This is a genomic window from Agromyces albus (genome assembly GCF_004134825.1).
GTDB lineage: Bacteria > Actinomycetota > Actinomycetes > Actinomycetales > Microbacteriaceae > Agromyces > Agromyces albus.
Window position 1 is genome coordinate 14596 of record NZ_SDPN01000019.1, and the last position, 25793, is coordinate 40388.

The following is a 25793-nucleotide window of genomic DNA, read 5'->3' on the forward strand; positions in this document are numbered from 1 at the left end:
GCAACGTGCGAGCGGAAGGGCCAACCGAACGGAACGGGGGTCGGATGCCGCGGCATCCGACCCCCGTTCTGGAGGTGGCGTCGGCTACGCGAGGCGAGCCTTGAGGTTGGCGGCGAGGGTCGAGAGGAACTCCTCGGTCGTCTGGTACGCCTGCCCGGGGCCGACGAGCGCCGCGAGGTCTTTCGTCATGGCGCCCGACTCGACCGTCGTGATGACGACGTCTTCGAGGGTCGTCGCGAAGTCGATGAGCTCCTGGTTGCCGTCGAGCTTGCCGCGGTGCGCGAGGCCGCGCGTCCACGCGTAGATCGAGGCGATCGGGTTCGTCGAGGTGGGCTTGCCCTGCTGGTGCTGGCGGTAGTGGCGCGTGACGGTGCCGTGCGCCGCCTCGGCCTCGACGACCTTGCCGTCGGGCGTGGCGAGCACGCTCGTCATGAGGCCGAGCGAACCGAAGCCCTGAGCGACGGTGTCGGACTGCACGTCGCCGTCGTAGTTCTTGCACGCCCAGACGTAGCCGCCCTCCCACTTGAGGGATGCCGCGACCATGTCGTCGATGAGTCGGTGCTCGTAGGTGAGGCCGGCGGTCTCGAACGCCTCTTTGAACTCGGCGTCGAAGACCTCCTGGAACAGGTCTTTGAAGCGGCCGTCGTAGGCCTTCAGGATCGTGTTCTTCGTCGAGAGATAGACCGGGTAGTTGCGCGCGAGGCCGTAGTTCAGGGAGGCGCGGGCGAAGTCCCTGATCGACGCGTCGAGGTTGTACATGCCCATGGCGACGCCGGAGCCCGGCGACTGGAAGACCTCGAACTGCTGGGGCTCCGAGCCGTCTTTCGGGGTGAAGGTCATCGTGAGGGTGCCTTCGCCCTCGAAGCGGAAGTCGGTGGCGCGGTACTGGTCGCCGAACGCGTGGCGGCCGACGATGATCGGCTTGTTCCAGCCGGGCACGAGTCGCGGGATGTTCGAGATGATGATCGGCTCGCGGAAGATCACGCCGCCGAGGATGTTGCGGATCGTGCCGTTGGGCGAGCGCCACATCTTCTTCAGGCCGAACTCCTCGACGCGGGCCTCGTCGGGCGTGATCGTGGCGCACTTGACGCCGACGCCGTGCTTCTGGATGGCGTGGGCCGCGTCGATGGTGATCTGGTCGTCGGTCTCGTCGCGCTTCTGGATCGAGAGGTCGTAGTACTCGAGGTTCACGTCGAGGTACGGGTGGATGAGCTGGTCCTTGATGGCCTGCCAGATGATGCGCGTCATCTCGTCGCCGTCGAGCTCGACGACGGTGCCTTCAACCTTGATCTTGGACAAGACGGTCTCCTTGGATCTACTGGGGGAAACGGGAAGCCTGCGGGGCGGGCGGACGCCGTCTGCCAGCTTAGCGCGTCGGCGGAATATCTCGACATCGAGACAAACGCGTATGCGCGTCAGGACTCGGCTACCAGCGGCGGCCGTCCACCGGTTAGCCTTGGCTGCATGGCTGAGCTGAGACTCGAAGAACTGTCGGCATCGAACATCGTCGCCGCGAACAACCTGTCGCTGAAGCCCGGCCAGGAACAGTTCATCGCACCCGTCACGTACTCGGCGGAGGCATCCGTCGTGAACCCCAACACCGCGTGGCAGCGCGTCGTGCTGCTCGACGACAAAGTGGTCGGGTTCATCCACGGCAACTTCGATCCCGAGAACTCCCACGAGGAGTTCCGCGCGTGCATCTGGCGCATCAACGTCGACGCCGAAGTGCAGGGCAAGGGCGTCGGCCGCTTCGCCGCCGAGGCGCTCGCGGGCGAGGCCAAGCGCCGCGGCTTCGACCGCATCACGGTGCTGTGGGAGCCAGGCGAAGAGGGCCCTGAGGCGTTCTTCCACCGCATCGGGTTCAAAGACGTCGGTGAGACCGCGTACGGCGACGTGATCGGCGCGCTCGAGCTCTGACCGTGACGCCGTCGCCCGAAGGCCACGATCTCCCACGGCGACGGCAGCCGCAGACGGATGCGACGACCCCGGCCCCGATGAGCTTCGTCGACGCGGTGCTCGCCGTCGTCGCCGACATCCCCTCCGGTTGCGTGATGACCTACGGCGATGTCGCCGCCCTCCTCGGCTCGCGCGCTGCTCGCGCCGTGGGCCAGGTGATGGCACGGTACGGGTCGGATGTCGCCTGGTGGCGCGTCGTCCGGGCAGGAGGGCGCCCGCCGCCCGGCTACGCGGATCGTGCCCGCGAGCACTACGAGGCCGAGGGCACGCCGCTGCGGCCGAGCTCCGACGACGACGGGTACCGCATCGACCTCGCGTCCTGCCGCTGGCGACCCTAGGAGGATCGTCGGGGTCGCGGCCGCCAGTACGTCGGCGCTCAGGGCACGCCGGGTCGAAGGGGAACTCGAAGCTCGGCGCGACACGCGGCGGGCTCTCACGCGGCGGGCTCTCACGCGGCCGGGTTTCTGGCGCGACGATCGCGCCGACCGCCCGGGTGTGGTTTCGATACGCATCGGGCTGCGCCCGGCGCTACTCAACCACCGGGGTGTGTGGTTTCGATACGCATCGGGCTGCGCCCGGCGCTACTCAACCACCGTGGTGCTCAGGCTGCCGGCCTTCGGTCGTGCTGGTCGGCGAGCCGGGTTGGGGATTTCGTGACGGGTCGCCAGCCACCGCCGGGATCGAGCCACGCCGGCGGACGGATCTGCGGCACTCCCCGGAGCATCCGAATGCCCCAGCCCGAGGTATCGATGGTGCGGTGATGGAACCAGCACAACAGCACCCCGTTGTCGGGATGGGTGGGGCCGCCGTCGGCGTCGGGGATGACGTGGTGAATCTCGCACCAGGCGGCAGCGACCGAGCATCCGGGGATGAGGCATCCGCCGTCGCGGAGGGTGATCGCGCGCCGCTGGTGCGGGGTGAAGCAGCGCTCGGGGGATCCGAGGGTGATGATGCGGCCATCGTCGTCGAAGACCACCTTCTGCGTGCCCCCGGTGCACATCATGTGCCGCGCCGCGCGGTGCGAGATCGGGACCTCGACACCGTCGGCGTGCGCGACACCACGCCCCGACTCGATGTCGGAAGCCCTGACACTGACGAGCACCGTCGGTGCGGCGCCGCCGATCATCGGATGCTCGCCCGAGCGCGCCGCGGTGTCGATCGCGGCCGCGAGCACATCGTGGCGCTGCTGATCGGCGGTGCGGGTCTCACCGAACTCGGCGATGCGCGAGCGTTCCTCATCGGTCATGAACCCGCCGCCCGAGCGCGGCGCAAGATGCGCGTCGAAGAGCCGGGTGAGCTTCGCCGCCACCTCGGGCATGAGCTCACCGGTCACCGGGATCAGCCCGTCGCGGGCTCGCCCGAGCCGGAACCCTCGGCGCCGCATCGCCCGCTCATCGTCGGGCTCGCGGCCGTCTTGGTCGAGGAACACCGACCACGCCTGCGCCTGCACCCGCAACTCATCAGCAGTGCACCGCACCGGCCCGCCGTCGCCGCCACCGGTCGCCTCGGCAACGAGCGCCTGCTCCGCGGCGGCGAACACCGCGGGGTCGGCCACCGGCCGGGCACGGCCCAGTTCGCGGATGATCGTGCCCGCGGCATCCGCACCCAACTCGCCGGCGGCCAGCGCCGCCGCAATCCGCGGGAACTCCGGCGCGAGCGGCTCACCGGTGAACCCGAAGCGCGCCCGCGTCGCGCCGCCCAGTGCGATTCGCCGCCGCGCCTCGGCGCCCGACACGAGGGTCACACGCTCGATCAACTCGGCGGCCGAGCGGCATCCGCGCCGGGTCGAGAGCCGCTGATCGCCGAGTTCGACACGCGACCGCTCGGCGACCTCACCCGCGAACGCCACCCGGCTGGCGTCGACAAGTCGACCGACCGCCTCGAGCGCGCCCATCGCGGCGAGCAGCTCGTCGTCGGTCAGCCGCGCCGCCTCCTCGGACCAGGGCACCCCGGCTAGCGCCGAGCGGAGTTGCTCGAGCGGGTCGCGGGTGCCGGTCATAGATCCATTCTCGCGGCACCCACCGACATTCCACGCGGCCAGAAATGGCTGATCAGGCTGTGAATAACTCACCGCACGAGAAGGCTGTGGAGGACCAGTCAGTAGGCCTGCACCAGCCGCCCAACCCGCCGCGCGGCGAAGACACCCGATCGCAGTTCCGAGCTCCGGCCAAGCTCAGGCGGTTCCGGTCGCCTTCGAGAGCTCCGCGTCGACCTCGGCGATCCAGGCGGCCTTCTCGTGCTCGGTCGCGAACGCCGACTCGAACGAGTTCCTCGCGAGCGTCGCGAGTTGCGCGGCATCGAGCGAGAGCGCCGACTCGATCGCGCGGTAGTTCTCGGCGACATCCCCGCCGAAGTAGGCCGGGTCGTCGCTGTTGATCGAGACGAGCAGCCCCGCGTCGATCATCGCCCCGAGCGGATGCTGCGCGAGATCGCTCGGCGCAGTTCGCAGCGCGACGTTCGACAGTGGGCAGACCGTGAGCGGGATTCGCTCGTCGCGCAGTCGGCGAACGAGCGCGGGGTCTTCGAGGGCCCGGTTGCCGTGGTCGATGCGCTCGACCTTCAGCAGATCGAGCGCCTCCAGCACGTAGTCGGGCCCACCCTCCTCCCCCGCGTGCGCGACGCGATGCAGACCCTCGGCGGCGGCCTTGGCATACACCTCGGTGAACAGCGACGGCGGGTAGCCGACCTCCGTGGAGTCGAGTCCGACGCCGATGAAGGAGTCCCGGAACGGCAGGGCTGCCTGGAGCGTCTCCATCGCCGCATCGGCGCCCAGGTCGCGCAGGAAGCACAGGATGAGGTCGGCGGAGATCCCGGTGGTCTGCGTCGCCTCGGCGATGGCCGCGTCGAACCCGCCGATGACCGCCTCGAACGGCACGCCGTTGCCGAGGTGCGTCTGCGGGTCGAAGAAGATCTCAGCTCGACGCACCCCTGCGTTCGCGGCGCGTCGCAAATAGGCGCTCGCGAGGTCGTGGAAGTCCTGCTCCGTTCGCAGGACGGCGAGGTTCGAGTAGTGCACGTCGAGGAACGACTGCAGGTCGGCGAAGTCGTACCTCGCCGTCAGCACGTCGGGGTCGTAGCTCGGAAGCCGCACGTCGTTGCGACGGGCGAGCTCGACGAGAAGCCCCGCCTCGATGGTGCCCTCCATGTGGATGTGGAGTTCGGCGGTAGGCCAAGTCGTCATACAACGGGACACTACGGTGCGCCCGTTTCCCGGGTGTTACGCGTCGACGAGCGCGGCGCCGAGGGGCATCCGCACCGTGATGGTCGTGCCCGCCCCCGGTGGGCTCTCGATCTCGATCCGGCCGCCCACCGCGTCGACGCGGTCGGCGATGCCCACCATGCCGCTGCCCTCGGGCGAGGCCCCGCCGACCCCGTTGTCGCGCACGACGAGCTCGAGCTCGCCGTCGCGCACGTGCGCGCGCACCCATCCCCGCGTCGCTCGCGAGTGCTTCGCGACGTTCGCGAGCGACTCGGCCACCACGAAGTACGCGGTCGACTCGATCACCTCGGGCAAGCGCCCCTCGGCCTGCACGTCGATCTCCACCGGAACGGGGCAGCGACCCGCGAGCTCGGGAACGGCGAGCGCGAGCCCGCCCGAGCTGAGGAGGCTCGGATGGATGCCGTGCGCGAGCTCGCGAAGCTCCTTCAGCGCCAGGTTGAGCATCGCGATCGCGTCTTCGAGGTCGGCCGCGAGCCCGTCGTCGCCCGCGCTGCGCGCGTGGTTCGCGGCGAGCCGCAAGCGCATGCCGAGTGAGACGAGCTGCTGCTGCGCGCCGTCGTGCAGGTCGCGCTCGATGCGGCGCCGGGCCTCGACGCCCGCCTCGACGATGCGGCTTCGCGACTGGCGCACGTGCTCGAGGGTGCGCTCGATCTCCGACCGGAGGCGGCCGTTGTCGACCGAGAGCCGGAGCGCGCTCGAGACGCCGTCGAGCAGGCGCATGTTGTCGGTGAGCACGCGGTCGTGCCGGATGAGGGCGATCGGCATGCCCGTCGGCGACGCGACCGGGAGCAGGCTGTGGTCGCCACGCCGGTCGGCCGGGTCATGGTCGATCGGTTCCCCCGCGGCATCCGCGTACCTGCCGCGCTCCTCGTCCCACCAGTACACGCGCACCGACGCGTCGCGCAGGGTGCGGGCGAGCGATTCCGCCCAGAGGCCGCGGTCGGCGCCCTCCCTCGTGATGCGCATGAGGTCGGCGACGCGCGCCCGCATGTTGCGCGCATGCGCGATTCCCGCGACGAAGCTCACGGGAATCGATGCGATCGCGATGAGCGAGACGGTCGAGAGCACCTCGTCAGCCGTCGCCGCGGCGGCGTAGCTGACCGCCTGGGCCGCGAGCGTGATGACCCACGCGAGCAGTGCGAGCGGCATGAGGAAGGCCACGGTGCGTGCGGGCACGCTACCGCGCATCCAGCTCACGAGGAGCCGCGCCGCGATCACGAGGGCGAGGGTGACGCCGACGATGCGGTAGCCGATGTCGATGAACCCGAATACGGCCGGAAGCTCGGCGATGCGATAGGGATTCGGCGCACACTCGCACACGGCGGGATCGGGGCCGGCGAGCAGCAGCACGGCGAGGAGGTTCACGATCGAGGCGGCGAGCGCGATGCCGGCGATCCACCGGTCGACGCGGCCCATCAGCCACCCTCTCGGGTAGAGGAGCACGAGGATGCCGGTGAGCACCGCCCAGGCGAGGTCGACGCCCCGCACGAGCGGCCAGAGCCATCCGAGGTCCTCGATGACCCGGTAGAAGGTCTGCGGAATCCAGAGCAGGGGGAAGATCACCATGAGGCGCGCCGGCACGAGCGCCGAGCCGATGCCCCAGGCCACGCCGGCGGATGCCGCGAACACGAGCGGCACCATCGCGTGCAGCGTCGTCCACGACGCCTCGGGCCGCTCACCCTCGGGCGTCGCGAGGAATCCCGAGATCTCCATCGCGAGGCTCACCGCGACGACCGCGGCGATCACCGCTGAACGCTTGACGATCCGGCCCTTGCGGCCGGGAGCCATCACCTCGCGCCGAGGAGCGTGAGCACAGCGAGCACGCGGCGGTGGTGCTCGGGCGACTCCTCGAGGTCGAGCTTCTGGAGGATGCTGCGCACGTGCGTCTCCACGGTCTTCAGGCCGAGGAACAGGCTCTGGGCGATGCCGCCGTTCGAGTAGCCCTGCGCCATGAGTTCGAGCACGGAGCGCTCACGCTCGGTGAGCCGGGAGAGCGGGTCGTCGGCGCGCGTGCGCTTCACGAGTTGCTCGACGACCTCGGGATCGACGACCGATCCGCCCGACGCGACGGTCTCGACGGCACGCACGAGGGTCTGCGGCTCCGATACCCGCTCCTTCAGGAGGTACCCGGTGCCGCTGCCGGCTCCCATCACCCGCAGGGCGTACTCGGGAGTTGCGTACATCGAGAGCAGGAGCACGCCGATCTTCGAACCGCCGGCTCGCATCTGCTCGAGCGCGACGATGCCCTCGTCGCGGAAGCTCGGCGGCATCCTGATGTCGAGCACTGCGGCGTCGAGCCCGCCGCGATTCGCGACCTCGAGCAGCTCTGCACCCGTGCTGACGGAGGCCACGACCTCGATGCCGCCGTCGGCGAGCACCTTCGCGATGCCCTCTCGAAGAAGCAGGGCGTCATCGGCGATCGCCACGCGCAGTGGTTTCGGGGCCCCTTCCATCGCGTTCTCCGTTCAGGGCGTGCGGGATCCTGTCGGGTCAGGCCCGCTTGTCGTGACTCTACCGCTTTCGGCGGGAGGCGCGTCTGCCCAGTTCAGGGGGTACCCTGATGCGTCGGCACCGGTGTTCATGCCACGCTGGACACGCCGCGTGCGCGCCCACACGAGCGCACGCGCACCTGCCCCCGCCCCTCGTCCGCGAAGGCCCTGATGGCCGACCGCGACGTGCATGCCCGACCGAGGAGTCCCGATGCCGCGAACCGATACCGCCGGGTCAGTGCCGGCCGACGACGTACGGGCGACGCCCGCTCCGCCGCGGTCGATCCGCCTCATCACCGTCTCCGCCGACCAGCGGCTCGACGACGTCGTACGCGCCCACGACGCGACCCCGGCGTCGGGCCGTACACTCCGCGTGGCGCTCGCCATGCGCGGCGGCGTGAGCCTCGCCGTCTGGATCGGCGGCGCCGTCGCCGAACTCGACCTGCTGCGCCGCATCCGCCTCTACGATCACGGCGACGAGACGCTCGCGTTCGTGCTCATGACGGCGAAGTCGCCGCTCACCCCGCCCGTGCTCGAACGCATCAAGGTCTACGCGCGGCTCATGGACGCGGCGCGCTACGACCGGGTCGAGTTCGACCTCCTCGCCGGCGCGAGCGCCGGGGGCCTGAACGCCGTCGTCTACTCGGTCGCCCAGCGAGCCGGCACCGGACTCGACTCGCTCCTCGACACCTGGAGCGAGGTCGGCGGCTTCTGGGGCCTGCTGCACCCGCCCGGCTCCCGTGGCATCCGTGCGCTCATGCAGGGCGAGGCCTACTTCCGTGCACGCACGCACGAGAAGCTGAGCACCTTGTACGAGACGACCGACCGCCATCCCGACCTCGTCTCCGAATACACGAGCGTCGACCTGTCGGCCACCGTCATCGACGCGAGCGACGAGTTCGAGGAGGACGTCAACGAGGGTCGCGGCCACTTCCGCTTCGTCGGCTCCGACGATCATGCCCTCGACAACCTCATCCCTCGCCGGCACAGCTTCGACTACCCCGGCAAGGCGCACGACGACGACGTCCACCTCGGCCATCTCGCCCTCGCCGCCCGCTCGACGTCGTCGCTGCCCGGCGGATTCGAGCCGGCCGAGATCGACTCGACCGTCGGACGCGCGGGCGTCGAGCCCCGCGACATGCGCTTCGCGTTCGGCGTGCACCGCACCGCACCGCTCACCCCGTATCGCATCGTCGACGGAGCGGTGTTCGACAACGTGCCGATCGAGCGAGCACTGCGTGCGGCGAAGCTTCGCCGATCCGATCGCCTCGCCGATCGCGCGATGATCTTCCTCGACCCCGAGCCCGATGCGCCGCTCGGCGGCACGGCGCCGTGGGACCCGAACGCGAACCGGTTCTTCCGGGCGATCGGCGCGATGCTCTCGCGGCAGTTCCGGCGCGAGTCCGTCGCACGCGAAGCGGCCGAGCTGCAGCGATTCAACGCCGCACGCCTCATCGAATCTGGCCGGCGGGAGAGCGCCGCCTCCCTCATCGCGACGGCCCCATGGGACGCAGAGGTCCGCGTCGCCCGCAGGCGTGCCTACCTCCGCTCCCTCGGCACGACGCTTGCCGATCATCTCGCCGAGGCCGTCTCACTGCCCTCCGCCTGGCAGTTGCAATCGTCGCTCTCCGAGCGCCGGCGCTACCTGCCGATCGACCGGGTCTCGCTCGCGGGGCTGCCCGCGCACGCGGTCGCCCGGTTCGAACGCGCGTCGGCAGAGAATTCGCAGGCCGCCTCGCGATCCGTGCTGGCGCTCGCGGATGCCGCGAACTGCGTGCTCTCGTGGGCGCGCGCGCTCGAGGCGGTGCCTGAGACGCCCGACTCCCGGCGGCACCTCGCCCTCACCGAGGTGCGCGAGCCCGCCTACGCGGCACTCGCCGACGCCACCCGCTCCCGCGACGCCCTCACCGCGCTCGTGCTGGATCGCACGCAATCGCTCGCCGAGCGCAGAGCCGTTCCGCGAGGCGAGGACTTCGACGACTGGCTCGACGCGTGGTTCGCGGCATCCGACGCGATCGACACCGATGCGCACTGGCGAGCGCTCGATGCCGCGATCTCGCGGCTCGCGATCGCCACGAAGAAGCTCGACCGCACCATCCGCTACTACGACCACGCCACTCGCCGCACGTGGACCGAGTCCCCGTGGAGCGCCCTCGGCCGGGTGCCCACCCTCTACGCCGTCGACCTGCCCCCCGTCATGAACGCGGGCGGCATCCCCGCCGCGCTCTCGAGCATCCGGTACTGGAGCATCGGGGTCGACGAGGAGCCCGACCGCCCGGCGAGCTTCGCGACCCTCGTCGCCGACCGCAAGTACGCCGTGCTCCAGAAGCTGATGCGCACCTCGACGCTCAAACCCGACGACGTCGCCGAGCGCCTGAACGCGGCGGCCGACCACGTGGTGCTCGACCGCCAGGCGAAGCTCGCCGGCTACGGCTTCGGGAACTTCCTCGGATTCCTCGCCCGCGAGTGGCGAGTCAACGACTGGTGGTGGGGGCGGCTCGACGCGTCGGCGGGCATCGTGCGCTTCCTCACCGCGACGGTGACGGGAGCGCCCGATCCGGCACGTGACGTGCGCGTCGTGCAGGATGCCGTGCTCGAGGAGTCCGACGATCCACGCCACGTCGAGGCTCACGTGTCTGCGCTCGAGGCGGAGGCGACCGGGCCCGATACGTCGTCCTCATCTCACGCGCCGGCCGCGTCGGCGCACCCGGCGGCCGGCCGCTGGGCCACACCCGCCGCCGTCGCCGATCATCGAGCCGCCCTCGAAGCCGCTCGCGCACGCCGCAGGCTGCGCTTGCGCGCGGGCACCGACACCATCTGGAACCTCGACCCCGGCTATCGATTCGCGATCGCCTCGCGCGCCGTTCGTCTCATCGACCGCGTGGCCGTATCCCCGGTGAGTCGCGTGATCGCCATCGGTGCGGGTGCCGTGCTCGCCGCGCTGCGCCCCATCCTCGTCGCGCTGCCGACCCTCATCGACCCGCCGCGGCTCGCACTCATCGCGGGCTTCGTCGCCGCGGCCGCGTGGCTCACGAGCTGGAAGGCCGTTCCGCAGGAGATCGCGTGGGTGCCCTTCGGCATCGCGATGGCGATCTGCGGCGTGCTGCTCGCCCTGCTCGTGACCGGCGTCGTGCAAGCGAGGCTCCGGTGGAGCGCCGTCAGGCGCGCGAGCGACGGCGAGCTCGCTGATCTCGTCGGGCACGCCGCGCTGAGGGCGTGGCGGCCGACCCTGCTCTACGGCGTCGTCGCGATCCTGAGCCTGTTCCCGCTCGCGTTCTCGATCTACCAGTCGAACACGCTCATGACCGTGCTCTGCCTCGGCGTGAGCGGCGCGCTCGTCGCGACGACGAGCCGCGCCGCGACGTCGGTGCGGCGCACCGATGTGCCGGGCCGACGGCTGCGGGTCTGGCTGATGCTGGGCACGTTCGCCGTGCTCGGCGGCCTCCTGCCGCTCACGCAGTTCCTCGTCGGGCAGACGTCAGGGCTGCTCGATCCCGGGCCGGAATGGTTCCTGCCGATCCTCGTCGTGAGCGGCAGCGCCGTCGCGATCGTGCTCACGTACGACTGGCTGCCGATCACCGGCACCCCGCTCTCGGTCTCGCGCGGCGTCAACTGGCTCACGATCACGATCGCCTCCGCCCTCGGCGGCTGGGCGGCGTGGTTCCTCGTCAACCAGCTCGACGCGCGGCTCGAGCCGTTGCTCCAGCACACGCTGGAGGCGGCTGCGTTCGTCGTCGCCTGGGCGAACATCGTCTGGTGGCTGCCCGAGGCCCGCGCCGCCGAGGCGGAGATCGACGAACGCGATCGCGTGGTGCGCGCGCCGCTCGACTGAGCAGGCACGCGCACCACACCTCAACTCACCTCACACGAGCGAATCGCGCCAAGCGGCGTGCAGCGCCGCGAATCGGCCCGATCCTCCGATGAGGTCGGAGGGCGTGCCGTCTTCGACGATGCGGCCGTGCTCCATCACGAGCACCCGGTCGGCGATCGCGACCGTCGAGAGGCGGTGCGCGATGATCACTGCGGTGCGATCGGCGAGGAGCGTCGTGAGCCCCTCCTGCACGAGCCGTTCGCTCGGGATGTCGAGCGACGACGTCGCCTCGTCGAGGATGAGCACCGCGGGGTTCGCGAGGAACGCCCGCGCGAACGAGATGAGCTGGCGCTGACCTGCGCTCACCCGCCCGCCGCGCTTGTTCACGTCGGTGTCGTACCCGTTCGGCAGGCTCTCGATGAACTCGTGCGCACCGACGGCCTTCGCGGCGCGCACGATCTCGTCGGGCGTGGCATCGGGCTTGCCGAGCGCGATGTTGTCGGCCACCGATCCCGAGAACAGGTAGGCCTCCTGCGTGACCATCACGATCGCGCGCCGCAGGTCCTTCGGGTGCAGCGACCTGAGGTCGATGCCGTCGAGCTCGATCACCCCGTCGCTCGGGTCGTAGAACCGCGCGAGGAGTTTCGCGAGCGTCGACTTGCCGGCCCCCGTCGAGCCCACGAGCGCGATCGTCTGCCCGGCCGGCACGTCGAGGTCGAAGCGCGGCAGGATGACGCGATCCTTCGTGTACGCGAACTCGACGGCCTCGAAGCGCACGTGCCCATCGGCGTTCCACAGGTCGACCGGATGCCGCGGCTCGGGCACGCTCGGCTCCTCTTCCAGCACGCCCGAGATCTTCTCGAGCGCCGAGGCGGCCGACTGGTACCCGTTGTAGAACATCGCCATGTCCTCGATCGGGTCGAAGAACCGCTTCGTGTAGAGGAGCGCCGACAAGAGCATGCCGATCGCGAGCTCACCCTCGACCGCGCGGAATCCACCGGCCACGAGCACCGCGGCGACGCACGCGTTGCCGATGAGCAGCAGGCCCGGGTCGTAGATGCCGAAGAGCTGGATCACGCGGGCGTTGACGTCGCGATAGTCCTCGACGAGCTCGCCGTACGCCCTCTCGTTGCGCCGCTCCTTGCGGAACGCCTGCACCGCCCGGATGCCCGTCATCGACTCCACGAAGTGCACGATGAGCTTCGCCGAGGCGACCCGGGACTGGCGGAACAGCTTCTGCGAGCGCACCTGGAACCAGCGTGTGAGCACCGTGAGCGGGATGAGGGCGACGAGCAGCACGAGCGCCGACCTCCAGTCGACCAGCACGAGGGCGATCGCCGTGAACGACATGTAGAGCACGCCGCGCACGAGCTGGTTGATGCCCTCGTCGAGCAGCTCGCGGATCGCATCGAGGTCGCTCGTCTGTCTCGAGATGATGCGCCCCGAGGTGTACGACTCGTGGAACTCGAGCGAGAGCTTCTGCGTGTGCAGGAACACCCGCGTGCGCAGGTCGAGGAGCACCGCCTGGCTGATTCGAGTCGAGAGCCGGATGTACCACGCGATGAGCAGCGCTCCCGAGGCGGCCGTGAGCAGGTAGGCGACCCCGGCGAAGCCCACCGGCAGCCAGTCGCCGTCGAGCAGGGCCGGCAGGCCGCGGTCGATGCCGAATCCGATGAGCGCGGGCCCGGCGACCTGCGCGGCCGTCGAGACGAACACGACGAGCATCGTGAGCCACAGTCGCAATCGCAGGGGCCGCAACAGGGAGCCGAGCAGGCGCAGCGATCGTGCACGCACCTGCTTCGACTCGGCTTTGGTGAAGTCGTTGCGCTCCTCACCTTCGACGCCGATGACGCTCATCGGTTCGCCTCCTCTCGTTCGATGGGTCCGGTGTCGGACGATGTGTATTCGGCGGCATCCGCTTCGATGGGATCGGATGCCTCAGCGGCATCCGTCACGAGGAGACCGGATGCCTCGGCAGCCTCGCGTTTCACTTCGTCTTCGAGGCTCGAGATGACGAAGGCGTAGTGCTCGTTCTCTCGCAGCAGCTCGGAGTGGGTGCCGACCGCGGTGATGCGGCCATCCTCGAGGAGCGCGACGCGATCGGCGAGCATGACGGTCGACGGGCGGTGCGCGACGATGAGGGCGGTCGTCGAGGCGAGCACTCGGCGCAGCTCGGCCTCGACGCGCGCCTCGGTCGCGACGTCGAGCGCCGAGAGCGGGTCGTCGAGCACGAGCACCGCTGGGGATGCCGCGACCGCGCGAGCGAGCGCGAGCCGCTGACGCTGCCCGCCCGAGAGGCTCATGCCCTCTTCGCCGACCTTCGTGTCGACGCCGTCGGGCAGGTCGTAGACGAACGACGCCTGCGCGATGCTCAGCGCCTCGTCGAGCACGCGCTCGGCCTCCGCGGCGAGTGCCGGGTCGTCTTCGCCGAATTCGGGACGGCCGAGCAGAACGTTCTCGCGCACGGAGGCGCTGAACAGCGTGGCGTCCTCGAACGCCATGGCGATGTGCGTGCGGAGCTCCTCGCGCGTGAGCGCCCGGATGTCGACGCCGTCGAGCGTGATCGAGCCTCCCGTGACGTCGTAGAGCCGGGTGGTGAGGGCGGTCAGCGTCGTCTTGCCGCTCCCGGTGAGGCCCACGAGGGCCATCGTCTCGCCGGGCTCCACGACGAGGTCGATCCCGTCGAGGAGGTCGCCGAACCGCTCGGGCGAGTCCTGGTAGCGGAAGCGCACGCCTGAGAACGCGAGCTCGCCGAGCGGCTGCTCGACCGAGACGGGGCGTTCGGGGTCGGTGATCGCGTTCTCGCTGTCGAGGATGTCGAAGAAGCGATCGGTCGCCGTGCGTGCGTCGAGTGAGAACGCGAGCAGGAACCCGATCGACTCGATCGGCCAGGCGAGCACGGTGGCCGTCGCGAAGAACGCGACGAGCTCGCCGACGGTGAGCACGCCTTGCGACGCGAGCCACACGCCGAGCACGAGGCATCCGGCGAGCGCGACGGCCGGGACCAGGATGATCCACGCCCAGATGCTCGCCTCGAGGCGTGCCTTCTCCATCTCGGTGCTGCGCAGCGACTCGGCTCGGACGCGGAAGCTCGACAGTGCGTGCTTGCCGCGGCCGAAGGCCTTCAGCACGCGGATGCCGTGCACCGACTCCTCGACGGCGGTTGCGAGGTCGCCCGCCTGGTCCTGGCTGCGCCGGGAGACCTCCGAGTAGCGGCCCTCGAACCGGAAGCCGATGATCCAGAGCGGGATCGAGCACACGAGGAACACGACGCCAAGCATCCAGTTCATGGAGATGAGGATGCCGAGGCCCACGACGATCACGATGAGGTTCACGACGAGCAGCACGAGCCCGAACGACAGCCACCGGCGGATGAGGCCGAGGTCGCTCATGGATCGCGAGAGCAGCTGCCCGCTCGGCCAGCGGTCGTGGAAGCTCACCGGCAGGTCCTGCAGCTTCGCATAGAGCGCGTTGCGCATGCTCGCCTCGACCTTGGTGCCCGGCGTGAGCACGAACCAGCGGCGCAACGCGATCATCACGGCCTCGAGCACGCCGAGTCCGAAGACGAGCCCGGCGAGCGGCCAGATCGCGCTCGCGTCGCCGTCGGAGAGCGGTCCGTCGACGACGGCCTGCAGCACTTGCGGAATCGAGAGCGCGATGAGCTGCGAAGCGAGCGAGGCGCCCATGCCGGCGGCGATCGCGGGCAGCGCCGGCCGCGCGTACTCGCGGAGCCGGAACAACGCCCGCACGGCGCTCGTGCGCTCGGCGGGTTGATCCTTGTTGTGAGGGGTGGCTGACAAAGCCGTTTCCTTCCGGAAGGGGCGCCGAGCACGCAAGAAGCGTCGATCGGTCGAGATCAGAATGAGTGGACGCGTGAAGTCGCGTCGGATGCGGGGCTACCGCGAGACGGGCCGGCTGAGCCGGCGGACGGGCCTGGTGCTACCCGGCGATCCGATCGGAGAGGAGCGCCGGGCTGGCAGCGCCGTCGACCGCGATCGTGCGGGCGTTGGTGTCTGTCTGCATGGTGTCCTCCTGCGTCGTTGACTGATCATCCCCAAGGCGACCGGATTTCTCACGGCAGCCAGCCCTACAGCCTATGGGTACAGCTTCGTCGCGTGCAAGAGTCTCGGCGAGACTGTGCCGAATCAGTGTGCGAGCAGGCCGGACTCGCTCAGCGCACCCGCACCGACAGGCACGTGACGCAGCCCTCGAGCTTCTCGAACTCACTGATGTCGACGGTGACCACGCGGTAGCCGAGGCTCGAGAGCATCGCCGCCGTCTGCGGCGCCGCCGCCGACATGAGCAGGGACTCTCGGGAGAGCTCGACAACGGCGACGCCCTCGGGTTCGGGAACCGAGATGAACCGCGGGAAGAGGCTCTCCACCTCGAGGAGCGCGGGGTCGCCGATGATCGTGCCGTCGGGCAGCGCCGTCGCGGCGCTCTTCAGGTGCAGCGCCTTCGTGATGGGCACCGCGACCACGGTGTAGCCGTGGGGGTTGAGGAGTGACCGCAACTGGCGGATGCCCTCGGCATTCGTGCGCGACGACGCCCCCACGTACACCGTGGATTCGACCTTCAGCACGTCGCCGCCGTCGAGGGTGCCGGGCAGCTCGATCCGCTCCACCGTGACGCCGGGGATCGCCCGCACCGCGCGCTCGACCGCCTCGACCTCTGGGCGCCGCGACACCGCGCCCGGGTTCGCGATCACGGCGAGGTCGCCGAACATGACGACGGCGTCTTCGACGAAGACCGAGTCGGCGAGATCGGGTGCGGCGTCGACCTCGATGGTCTCCCAGCCCTCGGCGACGAGCGCCGCGCAGTAGTTGTCCCATTGCTCGTCGGCACGCGCCTTGTCGACGGGCTGCCGCTCGAGATGCGTGAGCTCGCCCTCGTCGAGGTTCGAGGCGGGAATGCGCACGAGCGCGATCTGCCGCGGCGGTCGAGCCGGCGCGAACGCCAGGATTCCATGCAGCACCCGCGGAGCGAGGAAGACCTCGGCGGCGATCGTCGCGAGGATGAAGATGAGGTTGAAGCTCACGAGCGAGGCGAGCACGGCTTCGAAGATGCGCGGAGTGAACGGATTGCCACCGGCACTCACGGTGGCGGTCGTGGCGAACAGGGCAGCGAGGCACGCGGAGGTGAAGCCCGCGATGGCGGCGAGGAACCACGCCCGGGTCGCGCCGATTCCGTTCGCCACCGAGAGCAGCACCCACACCACGAGCGCCGCGAGCCCGAAGTGGCCGAACAGTTGCGGCACGATCTCGGGCGACTGGCCGTTGCCGATGAAGAAGGCGAGCACCGCGACGGCCATCGCCGTGATCGCGACGACGCCCGCCGAGATGAGCACCGCCACCGTCTGCCGCCACGGTGTGATGGCCGGCGTGTACCGGGCCGTGGCGGGCAGAGGCGGCGAGGCGGGGGACGTCATGGCACGAGCCTATCGGCCGGTGCCGACCCGTCAGCGCGCGGCGTCGAGGCGATCGCGGGCGAGCAGTTCAGCCGCCTCGAGGGGTGTCGAGCCGTTTGCACCGGCGCTGCGGAGCACCGCGGCGACGGTGTCGCCGATGCCCGCGATGCGTGCGTCGAGGCTGGCCTGGTCGGCGCCGGGTGTACCGGCCACGTCGAGGTAGATGACGCCGCCGGCGTTCACGACGAAGTCGGGTGCCCAGACGATGCCGCGGCGCTGCAGCATCGTCGCGACGTCGCGAGAGGCGAGCTGGTTGTTCGCCGCACCGACGACGGCGCGCACGCGAAGGCCGCGAGCGACGTCGGGCGTGAGCACGCCGCCGAGTCCGCACGGCACGAACACGTCAGCCTCGACGAGGTGCGCGTCGCCGGGCTCGACCCAGTCGGCGCCGAGCTCGTCGGCGAGTGCCCGCTTGCCGTCGGCGACGTCGGTGACGGTGAGCCGGGCTCCGGCCGCGGCGAGACTGCGGGCGAGGCGTCCGCCGACCTGGCCGAGGCCCGCCACGACGAAGTGCCGGCCGGCGACCTCGGGCGAACCGTAGACGTGGTCGAGGGTCGCGATGATCGACGCGTGCACGCCCGCCGCGGTGGCATCCGCAGGCTCGCCGACGCCGCCCTCCTCGGGCGGAAGCCCGCAGACGAACTCGGTGCGCTCGTGCACGACCGACATGAGTTCGGCGCTCGTGCCGACGTCTTCGGCGGTCATGTAGGCGCCGCCGAGCGACTCGACCGCGTCGCCGAGGTCGAGCATGGCGTCGCGCGTGCGCGCCTCGTCGAGGGTGACCCCTGCGGGAATCGCGATCACTGACTTGCCGCCGCCGCGCGCGAGCCCCGCTGCGGCGTTCTTCAGCGTCATCGCCTGCGAGAGGCGGAGGGCGTCGGCGAGGGCGTCGGTCCAGTGCCCGTAGCGCCAGAGCCGGGCGCCGCCGAGAGCCTGGCCGAGCCTCGTCGAGTGCACGGCGACGATGATGGTGAGGCCGGAGCGCGGACCGTGGGTGATGAGCACGCGTTCGTGCTCGGGGGCTTCCGTCGGCAGTTCTGCGCTGACCTCGGGCGCAGGTGCCGGGGCATGGGTGATCGTCATCGATCGTTCTCCTTGTTCAACCGCCTCGTGAGCGGAACCGGTGCCCGCGCCTCGTGAGCGCGGGTTCGCTTAAGGGTACCTCTGCACGAATGCGTCCACGACGCATGAGCGCGAGCCCGGAGCAGGGCGCGCGGCGATCAGTGGAAGAAGTGCCGCTCGCCCGTGAAGTACATGGTGACGCCAGCGGCACGGGCCGCGTCGACGACCTCCTCATCGCGCACCGAACCGCCCGGCTGCACGACTGCGCGCACGCCACCGTCGATCAGGATCTGCAGGCCGTCGGCGAACGGGAAGAAGGCGTCGGATGCCGCGACCGACCCCGCGGCCCGCTCCCCCGCACGCTCCACCGCGAGCTTGCACGAGTCGACGCGGTTCACCTGGCCCATGCCGACGCCCACCGAGGCGCCGTTCGAGGCGAGCAGGATCGCGTTCGACTTCACCGCGCGGCAGGCGCGCCATGCGAACTCGAGGTCGGCGAGCGTCGCCTCGTCGGCGGGTTCCCCCGCGGCCAGGGTCCAGTCTGCCGCCGGCGCGAAGTGCCGATCTGCCTGCTGGAGGAGCATCCCGCCCGAGACCTGCCGCAATTCGATCGCGGTCGGGACGAAGCCCTCGGGAAGGGTCAGCAGGCGCAGGTTCTTCTTCTTCGTGAGCACCTCGAGCGCCTCGGGCTCGAAGCCCGGGGCCACGAGCACCTCGGTGAAGATGCCGGCGACCGTCTCGGCCATCGACCGCGTGACGATGCGGTTCGCAGCGATCACGCCGCCGTAGGCCGACACCGGGTCGCACTCATGGGCTCGCTGGTGCGCGGAGGCGATGGGGTCGGATGCCTCGGGCGACGCGACCGCGATGCCGCACGGGTTCGCGTGCTTGATGATCGCCACGGCGGGCTCGTCGAAGTCGAAGGCGCTGCGCACCGCGGCATCCGCATCGACGAAGTTGTTGTACGACATCTCTTTGCCGTGGAGTTGCGTCGCCTGGGCGATGCCCGGCCGGCCGCCCTGCGAGGCGTAGAGCGCCGCGCGCTGATGCGAGTTCTCGCCGTAGCGCAGGTCGGCGTCTTTCGTCCACGTGCCGCCGACCCACGCGGGGAAGGGCGACTCCTCGGCGGGCTGGTCGGGTGCGACGACGCTGCCGAGGTACGACGCGACCGCGATGTCGTAGGTGGCGGTGTGCCGGAACGCCTCGCGAGCGAGGTCTTTGCGCTGCGCGAGCGTCGTGCCGCCGGCGGCGACCGCCGCGATGATCTCGTCGTACCGGCCGGGTGAGACCACGACGGCCACATTCGCGTGGTTCTTCGCCGACGCCCGCACCATCGCAGGCCCGCCGATGTCGATCTGCTCGATGACGGCGTCGGGCGCCGCACCCGCGGCCACGGTCTCGGCGAAGGGGTACAGGTTGACGACGACGAGCTCGTAGGGCCTGATGCCGAGTTCGGCGAGCTGCGTCTCGTGGTGATCGAGTCGCAGGTCGGCGAGCAGGCCGGAGTGCACGGCCGGGTGCAGCGTGCGCACTCGCCCGTCGAGGTGCTCTGGATAGCCCGTGACCTCGGACACCTGGGTGACGGGGAGTCCGGCGTCGGCGATGGCCTTGCCGGTGCCGCCCGTCGAGACGATCTCGACGCCGGCGCCCACGAGCGCGGTGGCGAGCTCGACGAGCCCGCTCTTGTCGCTCACGGCGACGAGCGCCCGCCGCACGGGCACGAGGTCGCGATCGCGATAGAGGCTCGGGTCGTGGCTGGGGCCGCTCATGATCGTGCGATTTCCTTCAGGTCGAGGTGCGAGTTGGCGATGTCGAGCACGACCTGGATGAGCAGGCGCCGCTCGACGGGTTTGATGCGGTCGTGGAGGCTCGACTCGGTGTCGCCCGGGAGCACCGGGATGCGCTCCTGCGCGATGATCGGGCCGCCGTCGACGGAGTTGTCGACGACGATGAGGCTCGCGCCGGTCTCGGTGACGCCGGCGGCGAGCGCGTCGCGCACGGCGTGCGCGCCCGGGAACTCGGGCAGATAGGCCGGGTGCGTGTTGATGAGGTACGGCGCGAACGCGTCGACGACCGCGGGCGGCACGAGCCGCATGAGGCCCGAGAGCACCACGAGGTCTGGCTCCCACTGGCGCACCTGCTCGATGAGCGCCGCGCCCCACGCGTCGCGATCGGGATACGCGGTGAACGGCACCGTGAACGTGGGGATGCCGAACTCCTCGCCGAGGGCGAGGCCGTCGGCTTGGCGGTCGGCGCCGATCGCCACGACGCGAGCGGGGAACTCCGCGTCTTCAGAGGCTTCGAGCAGGGAACGGAGGTTCGACCCTCCGCCCGAGATCAGCACGACGAGCTTCTGCACCCTCAGAGCCTACCGGCTGGCCGGAGGCCGCTCAGCGCTCGGCACCCCAGATGAACTCACGCGGCGGAGCCGGCTCCTCGGGGTCACCGGGCCGGCCTTCCCGTTCGCGCGGACCGGGTTCGTCGCCGGGGGCGATTCCGCGCGCCCTGGCCGCGTAGCTTCCGACGATCGCCCCGACGCCGACCGTCGCGGCGGCGACCCCCGCGACCGCCCACGCGTTGGGACCGACCTCGGCGAGGCGACCCGGTCCGGCGGCACCACCCGACCACCACGCGAGCACCCCGAGCACGAGCGCAGCGACCCCGCCCGCACCGGCGCCCACGGCGAGCGGATGCCACCACGAGACGCCGGCGCCGTGCACGGCTCGTGGCCCGTGAACCTCGTGACCCGAGGCAGCGTCTGGGAAGGCGAGCCATGCACCGACGAAGCCGAGCAGCACCGGCGCGATGAGCCAGAGGCCTCCGAGGGCCACGACATCGGTCGGCAGCGCACCGAGGAGCGGGATGCCGGGAACGGGCCCGAGCAGGGTGCCGCCCGGTGACACGGCCGTTCCGGCGCCGATCGCGAATCCCGGGCCGAGCAGCCACGCGGTCGCCCAGACGACGAGGTTGGGCACGAACGCGAGCTCGCCGACCGTGAGGGCGATGCCACCGTCGATGCCCGCACCGAGCGACTGGTAGAGCCCCGCGATCGTCGCGTAATCGATGGCGACGAGCACCGCCACGAGCACTGCACCGAGCGCGAGCACGCCGAACGCCGCTCCGGCTCCGATGCGCACCGCCACCCGCGCACCCGCGACGAGGGCCGGCGGGATCGCGGCGAGACGGCCGCGCACGACGACGCCCGCGGCATCCGTCACGATGCCCGCTCGATGCGACTCGGCAGCAGCGCCGATGACGACGCCGAGTGCCATCGCGAAGGCCGGGAGGAGCGCACCCTGCCACAGCGAGGGCCGAGCACCGTCGATTCCGGCCGCGAGGGCGAGCCCGGCGCCGACGAGCGCGTAGACGAGCGTCGCCGACAGCCCGCCCGTGACCGAGTGCCCGCCCGCGGCCGCTCGCCGGCCGATCCGGAGGCCGAAGACGACGGAGAGGAGCGCGAAGCCGAGCAGCGCGATCGTGATCGTGAAGGGATCGCCCGCTGCGGGCAGTCCGGTGCGCGCCGCGGTCACCGCGTCGAGCTGCAGCTCGAGGTCGACCCCGTGGCCGAGCAGCCACACGTCGGCCGCGGTTCGCAGGAACACCGACACGTCGACCGAGAGCCCGAAGTGCACCGCCCAGAGCAGCATGAGGGGCACGAGCACGATGCCCAAGCCGATGAGGGCCGCGACGGATGCCTCGAGTGCGGCCAGCAGGGCGATCGTCGTGCGTCTCATTCCTCCGGGAGCTTAGCCCGGCTGACGCCGCTCAGTGGGCACGACGTGCGGCAACCGGCACTCCGGTGGTTGAGTAGCGCCGGGCGCTGCCCCGGTGGTTGAGTAGCGGCGGGCGCAGCCCGACGCGTATCGAAACCACCCTTCAGGGCAGAGTGGTTTCGATACGGTCCTTCGGTCCTACTCAACCACCGGGCAGAAACGCGCTCACAGCGCGGCGTAGACCTCGCGGAGCAGCGTCGCGGTCTCGGACGGCGTCTTGCCGACCTTCACGCCGGCGGCCTCGAGGGCCTCCTTCTTCGCCTGGGCGGTGCCCGCCGAGCCGGAGACGATGGCGCCCGCGTGACCCATGGTCTTGCCCTCGGGGGCGGTGAAGCCCGCGACGTAGCCGACCACGGGCTTCGTGACGTTGGCCTTGATGAAGTCGGCCGCGCGCTCCTCGGCGTCGCCGCCGATCTCGCCGATCATGACGATCGCCTTCGTCTCGGGGTCGGCCTCGAACGCGGCGAGCGCATCGATGTGAGTCGTGCCGATGATGGGGTCGCCGCCGATGCCGATGGCCGTCGAGAAGCCGAGGTCGCGCAGCTCGTACATCATCTGGTACGTGAGGGTGCCCGACTTCGAGACGAGGCCGATGGGGCCCTTGCCGGTGATGTTCGCCGGGGTGATGCCGACGAGCGACTCACCGGGGCTGATGATGCCCGGGCAGTTCGGCCCGATGATGCGGGTCGTGCCGCTCTTCTCCTTGGCGTAGGCCCAGAACTCGGCAGAGTCCTGCACGGGCACGCCCTCGGTGATGATGACGAGGAGGGGGATCTCGGCGTCGATGGCCTCGACGACGGCGTCTTTCGTGTACGCCGGCGGTACGAAGGCGATGGAGACATCCGCTCCGGTCTGCTCGATCGCCTCGGCGACCGTGCCGTAGACCGGGAGCTCGACGGGGTTGCCGTCTTTGTCGGTGTGCAGCACGGTGGTGCCGGCCTTGCGTGCGTTCACGCCGCCGACGACCTGGGTGCCCGCGGCGAGCATGCGTGCCGTGTGCTTCGAGGCCTCGCCGCCGGTGATGCCCTGGACGATGACCTTGGAGTCCTTGTTCAGAAAGATCGTCATGTCTTCGAATCCCTTACTACGCGGCGTTCGCCAGCTCGGCGGCCTTGTCGGCGCCCTGGTCCATGTTCTCGGCGAGCGTCACCAGCGGGTGGTTCGCCTCGGCGAGGATGCGGCGACCCTCTTCGACGTTGTTGCCATCGAGTCGCACGACGAGCGGCTTGTTCGCGGCGTGGCCGAGCTCGGCGAGCGCGCCGACGATGCCCTTCGCGACCTGGTCGCACGCGGTGATGCCGCCGAAGACGTTGACGAACACGCTCTTGACCTGCGGGTCGCCGAGGATGACGTCGAGGCCGGCGGCCATGACCTCGGCCGAGGCGCCGCCACCGATGTCGAGGAAGTTCGCGGGCTTCACGCCGCCGTGGTTCTCGCCTGCGTAGGCGACCACGTCGAGCGTGGACATGACGAGGCCCGCGCCGTTGCCGATGATGCCGACCTCGCCGTCGAGCTTCACGTAGTTGAGGTCGGCGGCCTTCGCCTTCGCCTCGAGCGGGTCGGCCGCGGCCTTGTCTTCGAGGAGGGCGTGGCCGGCGTGGCGGAACTCGGCGTTCTCGTCGAGCGTGACCTTGCCGTCGAGCGCGACGATGTTGCCGTCTTCGTCGAGGATCAGCGGGTTCACCTCGACGAGGGTCGCGTCCTCCTTGTCGTACACCTCGTAGAGCTTCACGAACACGTCGGCGACCTTGTCGACGAGGTCGGCCGGGAAGTTCGCGGCCACGGCGATCTCGCGGGCCTTCTCGGGCGTGATGCCCGCAACGGGGTCGACCTCGATGCGAGCGAGCGCCTCGGGCTTCTCGACGGCGAGCACCTCGATCTCCATGCCGCCCTCGACGCTCGTGAGCGAGAGGTACGAGCGGTTGGCGCGATCGAGGAGGACCGAGAAGTAGAACTCCTGCGCGATGCGCGCGCCGCCGGCGACCATGACCCGCTTGACCACGTGACCCTTGATGTCGAGTCCGAGGATGGCCTTGGCCGCCTCGTACGCCTCGTCGGGGTTCTTCGCGACCTTGACGCCGCCGGCCTTGCCGCGGCCACCGGTCTTGACCTGCGCCTTCACGACGACGACGCCGCCGAGCTTCTCGGCCGCTGCGCGCACCTCGTCGGGGGTGTCGGCCACGATGCCCGGAAGCACCGGAACCCCGTAGTGCTCGAACAGGTCTCTGGCCTGATACTCGTAAAGATCCACGCTCTCTACTTCCAATCGATCCGCACGCGCGGTCGCGCACAGGGGCTGTTGGGTGGTGGCGGCCCGGGCCGTGCCGATTCATCTCGACGTCAAGATACGCGGGCCGACGACCATGGTACTCCCCCTCAACGAGGGGTCCGAACCGGATTGCACAGCCGCCGGGCTGCTGGCGACGCCGCGAGCCCGGTGCGAGACTGGCCGCATGACGCACCCGCGGGAACCGACCCACCGCACCGACCCGCACGAGGCCGCGGTGCACGTGAAGCTCAACTGGTTGCGCGCCGGGGTGCTCGGCGCGAACGACGGCATCGTCTCCGTCGCGGCGCTCGTCGTCGGCGTCGCCGCTGCGACGACGGATGTCGGGGCCATCCTGGTGGCGGGCGTGGCCGCCGTCGTGGCCGGTGCGATCTCCATGGGACTCGGCGAATACGTCTCGGTGTCGAGCGCACGCGACACCGAGCGCACGCTCATCGCGAAGGAGCAGTGGGAGCTCGAGACCATGCCGCAACAGGAGCTCGCCGAGCTCGCCGCGCTCTACCGGGGCAAGGGACTCTCCGCCGGCACCGCCGAGACCGTCGCGCGAGAGCTCACAGAGCACGACGCGCTCGCCGCGCACCTCGAGGTGGAACTGCACATCGCCCAGGACGAGGTCGTGAACCCGTGGCACGCCGCCGGGGCATCCGCTCTCTCATTCCTCGTCGGTGCCGTGCTGCCGATGCTCGCGATCCTGCTGCCACCGCCCGAGTGGCGGATCGCGACGACCTTCATCGCGGTCATCCTCGCCCTGGCGATCACCGGCTGGCTGAGCGCGTGGATCGGTGGCAGCCCGAGGCTCCGCGCCATCCTGCGCGTGACCGTCGGCGGCGGGCTCGCGCTCGCGGTGACCTGGGCGATCGGCGCCCTGCTCGGCGTGGCCGTGTAGCGATGTCCGACCGGGCCGAGGTGCGGATCGGGATCTCCGGCTGGCTGTACCCGCCGTGGCGCGGGAAGTTCTACCCGAAGGGCGTGCGTCAGGCCGACGAGCTCGAGTACGCGTCCCGACACGTCACGTCGATCGAGGTCAACGGCTCGTTCTACTCGCTGCAGAGGCCGGCGAACTGGGTCAGGTGGCGCGACGCCGTGCCGGCCGACTTCGTCTTCGCCGTGAAGGGGCCGCGGTTCATCACCCACCTCAAGCGCCTCCGCGAGGTGGACGCGCCGCTCGCGAACTTCTTCGCGTCGGGCGTGCTCGCCCTCGGCTCGAAGCTCGGACCGGTGCTCTGGCAGCTGCCACCGAACCTCGCGTTCGACGAGGGGCTCCTCGACGCGTTCCTCGCCAAGCTGCCGCGAACGCACGGCGCGGCCGCGGCACTCGCCCGGCACCGCGACCGGCGGATGACGGGACGCAGCGCCTTCGCCCTCAACGCCCCGGCCGATCGCATCCTCCGGCACGCGGTCGAGGTGCGGCATCCGAGCTTCGAGACGGATGCCTGGCGGTCGCTGCTCGAGCGTCACCGCGTGGCATCCGTCATCGCCGATACCGCAGGCAAGTTCCCGCGACTCGACTGGGTCACCGCCGACTTCGCCTACGCGCGCCTGCACGGCGAGAAGGAGCTGTACACCTCGGGCTACGACGAGGAGTCGCTCGAACGGTGGGAGGCCTGGGTGCGGTCGCACCTCGAGGCCGGCCGCGACACGTTCGTGTACTTCGACAACGATGTGAAGGTGCGGGCGCCGTTCGACGCGATGGCGCTCATCGAGCGGCTGTCGGCGTGAGACGCTGCC

At 70.5% G+C, this 25793-nt stretch carries 19 protein-coding genes; 5 read left to right on the forward strand and 14 right to left on the reverse strand.

Translation table 11 applies throughout. The features are described 5' to 3' along the window. Positions 1-84 precede the first annotated feature (84 nt). Entirely contained in the window at positions 85-1299 is a 1215-nt protein-coding gene (locus tag ESP51_RS11345; protein ID WP_129521013.1) for an NADP-dependent isocitrate dehydrogenase, read from the reverse strand. Positions 1300-1464: 165 nt separating this feature from the next. Here ESP51_RS11345 and ESP51_RS11350 point away from each other — a divergent pair, with 165 nt between their 5' ends. Together ESP51_RS11350 and ESP51_RS11355 are read left to right on the forward strand one after the other, a co-directional pair. After that, entirely contained in the window at positions 1465-1917 is a 453-nt protein-coding gene (locus tag ESP51_RS11350; protein WP_129521014.1) for a GNAT family N-acetyltransferase, read from the forward strand. A gap of 77 nt (positions 1918-1994) precedes the next feature. Continuing rightward, the gene (locus tag ESP51_RS11355; RefSeq protein WP_129521015.1) at positions 1995-2294 is read left to right on the forward strand and encodes an MGMT family protein; all 300 of its coding nucleotides are present in this window, start codon (positions 1995-1997) and stop codon (positions 2292-2294) included. Positions 2295-2557: 263 nt separating this feature from the next. Here ESP51_RS11355 and ESP51_RS11360 read toward each other — a convergent pair whose 3' ends face one another. The 4 genes from ESP51_RS11360 to ESP51_RS11375 form a co-directional block, all read right to left on the reverse strand. Next, positions 2558-3955 (reverse strand): HNH endonuclease signature motif containing protein, encoded by a 1398-nt coding sequence (locus tag ESP51_RS11360; RefSeq protein WP_129521016.1) that lies wholly within the window; start codon positions 3953-3955, stop codon positions 2558-2560. Between the two features lie 174 nt (positions 3956-4129). Next, entirely contained in the window at positions 4130-5137 is a 1008-nt protein-coding gene (locus tag ESP51_RS11365) for an adenosine deaminase (protein ID WP_129521017.1), read from the reverse strand. 36 nt (positions 5138-5173) lie between these two features. After that, positions 5174-6964: a sensor histidine kinase gene (locus tag ESP51_RS11370; RefSeq protein ID WP_129521018.1), complete on the reverse strand. Its 1791-nt coding sequence runs from the start codon at positions 6962-6964 to the stop codon at positions 5174-5176. Then, a complete protein-coding gene (locus tag ESP51_RS11375) occupies positions 6964-7629 on the reverse strand; it encodes a response regulator transcription factor (RefSeq protein ID WP_129521019.1) in 666 nt (221 codons plus the stop codon). Before ESP51_RS11375 ends, ESP51_RS11370 begins: the two co-directional genes overlap by 1 nt. Positions 7630-7876: 247 nt before the next feature. Between ESP51_RS11375 and ESP51_RS11380 the strand changes: the two genes are divergently transcribed. Next, positions 7877-11497: a DUF3376 domain-containing protein gene (locus ESP51_RS11380; RefSeq protein ID WP_164990495.1), complete on the forward strand. Its 3621-nt coding sequence runs from the start codon at positions 7877-7879 to the stop codon at positions 11495-11497. Positions 11498-11527: 30 nt separating this feature from the next. Here the strand turns inward: ESP51_RS11380 and ESP51_RS11385 are convergent, their stop codons facing one another. The 9 genes from ESP51_RS11385 to sucC all read right to left on the reverse strand — a co-directional run bounded on the left by ESP51_RS11385 (position 11528) and on the right by sucC (position 24029). After that, on the reverse strand, positions 11528-13333 hold the full coding sequence (locus tag ESP51_RS11385; protein ID WP_129521021.1) for an ABC transporter ATP-binding protein: 1806 nt from the start codon (positions 13331-13333) through the stop codon (positions 11528-11530). Then, positions 13330-15276, reverse strand: coding sequence for an ABC transporter ATP-binding protein (locus tag ESP51_RS11390; protein ID WP_129521022.1), 1947 nt, complete (start codon positions 15274-15276; stop codon positions 13330-13332). Before ESP51_RS11390 ends, ESP51_RS11385 begins: the two co-directional genes overlap by 4 nt. A 371-nt stretch (positions 15277-15647) precedes the next feature. Continuing rightward, complete coding sequence (gene ddaH / locus ESP51_RS21190; RefSeq protein ID WP_129521023.1) at positions 15648-16904, reverse strand: dimethylargininase; 1257 nt, start codon at positions 16902-16904, stop codon at positions 15648-15650. Positions 16905-16934: 30 nt separating this feature from the next. Beyond that, a complete protein-coding gene (locus tag ESP51_RS11400; protein ID WP_129521024.1) occupies positions 16935-18026 on the reverse strand; it encodes a Glu/Leu/Phe/Val dehydrogenase family protein in 1092 nt (363 codons plus the stop codon). A 137-nt stretch (positions 18027-18163) separates the two neighbouring features. Next, positions 18164-19774, reverse strand: coding sequence for a bifunctional phosphoribosylaminoimidazolecarboxamide formyltransferase/IMP cyclohydrolase (gene purH, locus ESP51_RS11405; RefSeq protein ID WP_129521025.1), 1611 nt, complete (start codon positions 19772-19774; stop codon positions 18164-18166). Then, on the reverse strand, positions 19771-20364 hold the full coding sequence (gene purN, locus ESP51_RS11410) for a phosphoribosylglycinamide formyltransferase (RefSeq protein ID WP_129521026.1): 594 nt from the start codon (positions 20362-20364) through the stop codon (positions 19771-19773). Before purN ends, purH begins: the two co-directional genes overlap by 4 nt. Positions 20365-20395: 31 nt before the next feature. Then, positions 20396-21739, reverse strand: coding sequence for a cell division protein PerM (locus ESP51_RS11415; RefSeq protein WP_129521027.1), 1344 nt, complete (start codon positions 21737-21739; stop codon positions 20396-20398). A gap of 204 nt (positions 21740-21943) precedes the next feature. Beyond that, positions 21944-22846 carry a succinate--CoA ligase subunit alpha gene (gene sucD, locus ESP51_RS11420; RefSeq protein ID WP_129521028.1) on the reverse strand — a complete coding sequence of 301 codons (903 nt, stop codon included), beginning with the start codon at positions 22844-22846 and terminating at the stop codon, positions 21944-21946. A 16-nt stretch (positions 22847-22862) separates the two neighbouring features. Further along, complete coding sequence (gene sucC / locus ESP51_RS11425; protein WP_129521029.1) at positions 22863-24029, reverse strand: ADP-forming succinate--CoA ligase subunit beta; 1167 nt, start codon at positions 24027-24029, stop codon at positions 22863-22865. A gap of 202 nt (positions 24030-24231) precedes the next feature. Here sucC and ESP51_RS11430 point away from each other — a divergent pair, with 202 nt between their 5' ends. Beyond that, positions 24232-24951: a VIT1/CCC1 transporter family protein gene (locus ESP51_RS11430; protein ID WP_129521030.1), complete on the forward strand. Its 720-nt coding sequence runs from the start codon at positions 24232-24234 to the stop codon at positions 24949-24951. A 2-nt stretch (positions 24952-24953) separates the two neighbouring features. Next, on the forward strand, positions 24954-25784 hold the full coding sequence (locus tag ESP51_RS11435) for a DUF72 domain-containing protein (RefSeq protein ID WP_129521031.1): 831 nt from the start codon (positions 24954-24956) through the stop codon (positions 25782-25784). The last annotated feature ends 9 nt before the right edge of the window (positions 25785-25793 follow it).

Coding starts and splice junctions, on each gene's coding strand:
- ESP51_RS11350 (WP_129521014.1), top strand. CDS start 1,465: ATGGCTGAGCTGAGACTCGAAGAACTGTCGGCATCGAACATCGTCGCC.
- ESP51_RS11355 (WP_129521015.1), top strand. CDS start 1,995: ATGAGCTTCGTCGACGCGGTGCTCGCCGTCGTCGCCGACATCCCCTCC.
- ESP51_RS11360 (WP_129521016.1), bottom strand. CDS start 3,955: ATGACCGGCACCCGCGACCCGCTCGAGCAACTCCGCTCGGCGCTAGCC.
- ESP51_RS11365 (WP_129521017.1), bottom strand. CDS start 5,137: ATGACGACTTGGCCTACCGCCGAACTCCACATCCACATGGAGGGCACC.
- ESP51_RS11370 (WP_129521018.1), bottom strand. CDS start 6,964: ATGGCTCCCGGCCGCAAGGGCCGGATCGTCAAGCGTTCAGCGGTGATC.
- ESP51_RS11375 (WP_129521019.1), bottom strand. CDS start 7,629: ATGGAAGGGGCCCCGAAACCACTGCGCGTGGCGATCGCCGATGACGCC.
- ESP51_RS11380 (WP_164990495.1), top strand. CDS start 7,877: ATGCCGCGAACCGATACCGCCGGGTCAGTGCCGGCCGACGACGTACGG.
- ESP51_RS11385 (WP_129521021.1), bottom strand. CDS start 13,333: ATGAGCGTCATCGGCGTCGAAGGTGAGGAGCGCAACGACTTCACCAAA.
- ddaH (WP_129521023.1), bottom strand. CDS start 16,904: ATGACGTCCCCCGCCTCGCCGCCTCTGCCCGCCACGGCCCGGTACACG.
- ESP51_RS11400 (WP_129521024.1), bottom strand. CDS start 18,026: ATGACGATCACCCATGCCCCGGCACCTGCGCCCGAGGTCAGCGCAGAA.
- purH (WP_129521025.1), bottom strand. CDS start 19,774: ATGAGCGGCCCCAGCCACGACCCGAGCCTCTATCGCGATCGCGACCTC.
- ESP51_RS11415 (WP_129521027.1), bottom strand. CDS start 21,739: ATGAGACGCACGACGATCGCCCTGCTGGCCGCACTCGAGGCATCCGTC.
- sucD (WP_129521028.1), bottom strand. CDS start 22,846: ATGACGATCTTTCTGAACAAGGACTCCAAGGTCATCGTCCAGGGCATC.
- ESP51_RS11430 (WP_129521030.1), top strand. CDS start 24,232: ATGACGCACCCGCGGGAACCGACCCACCGCACCGACCCGCACGAGGCC.
- ESP51_RS11435 (WP_129521031.1), top strand. CDS start 24,954: ATGTCCGACCGGGCCGAGGTGCGGATCGGGATCTCCGGCTGGCTGTAC.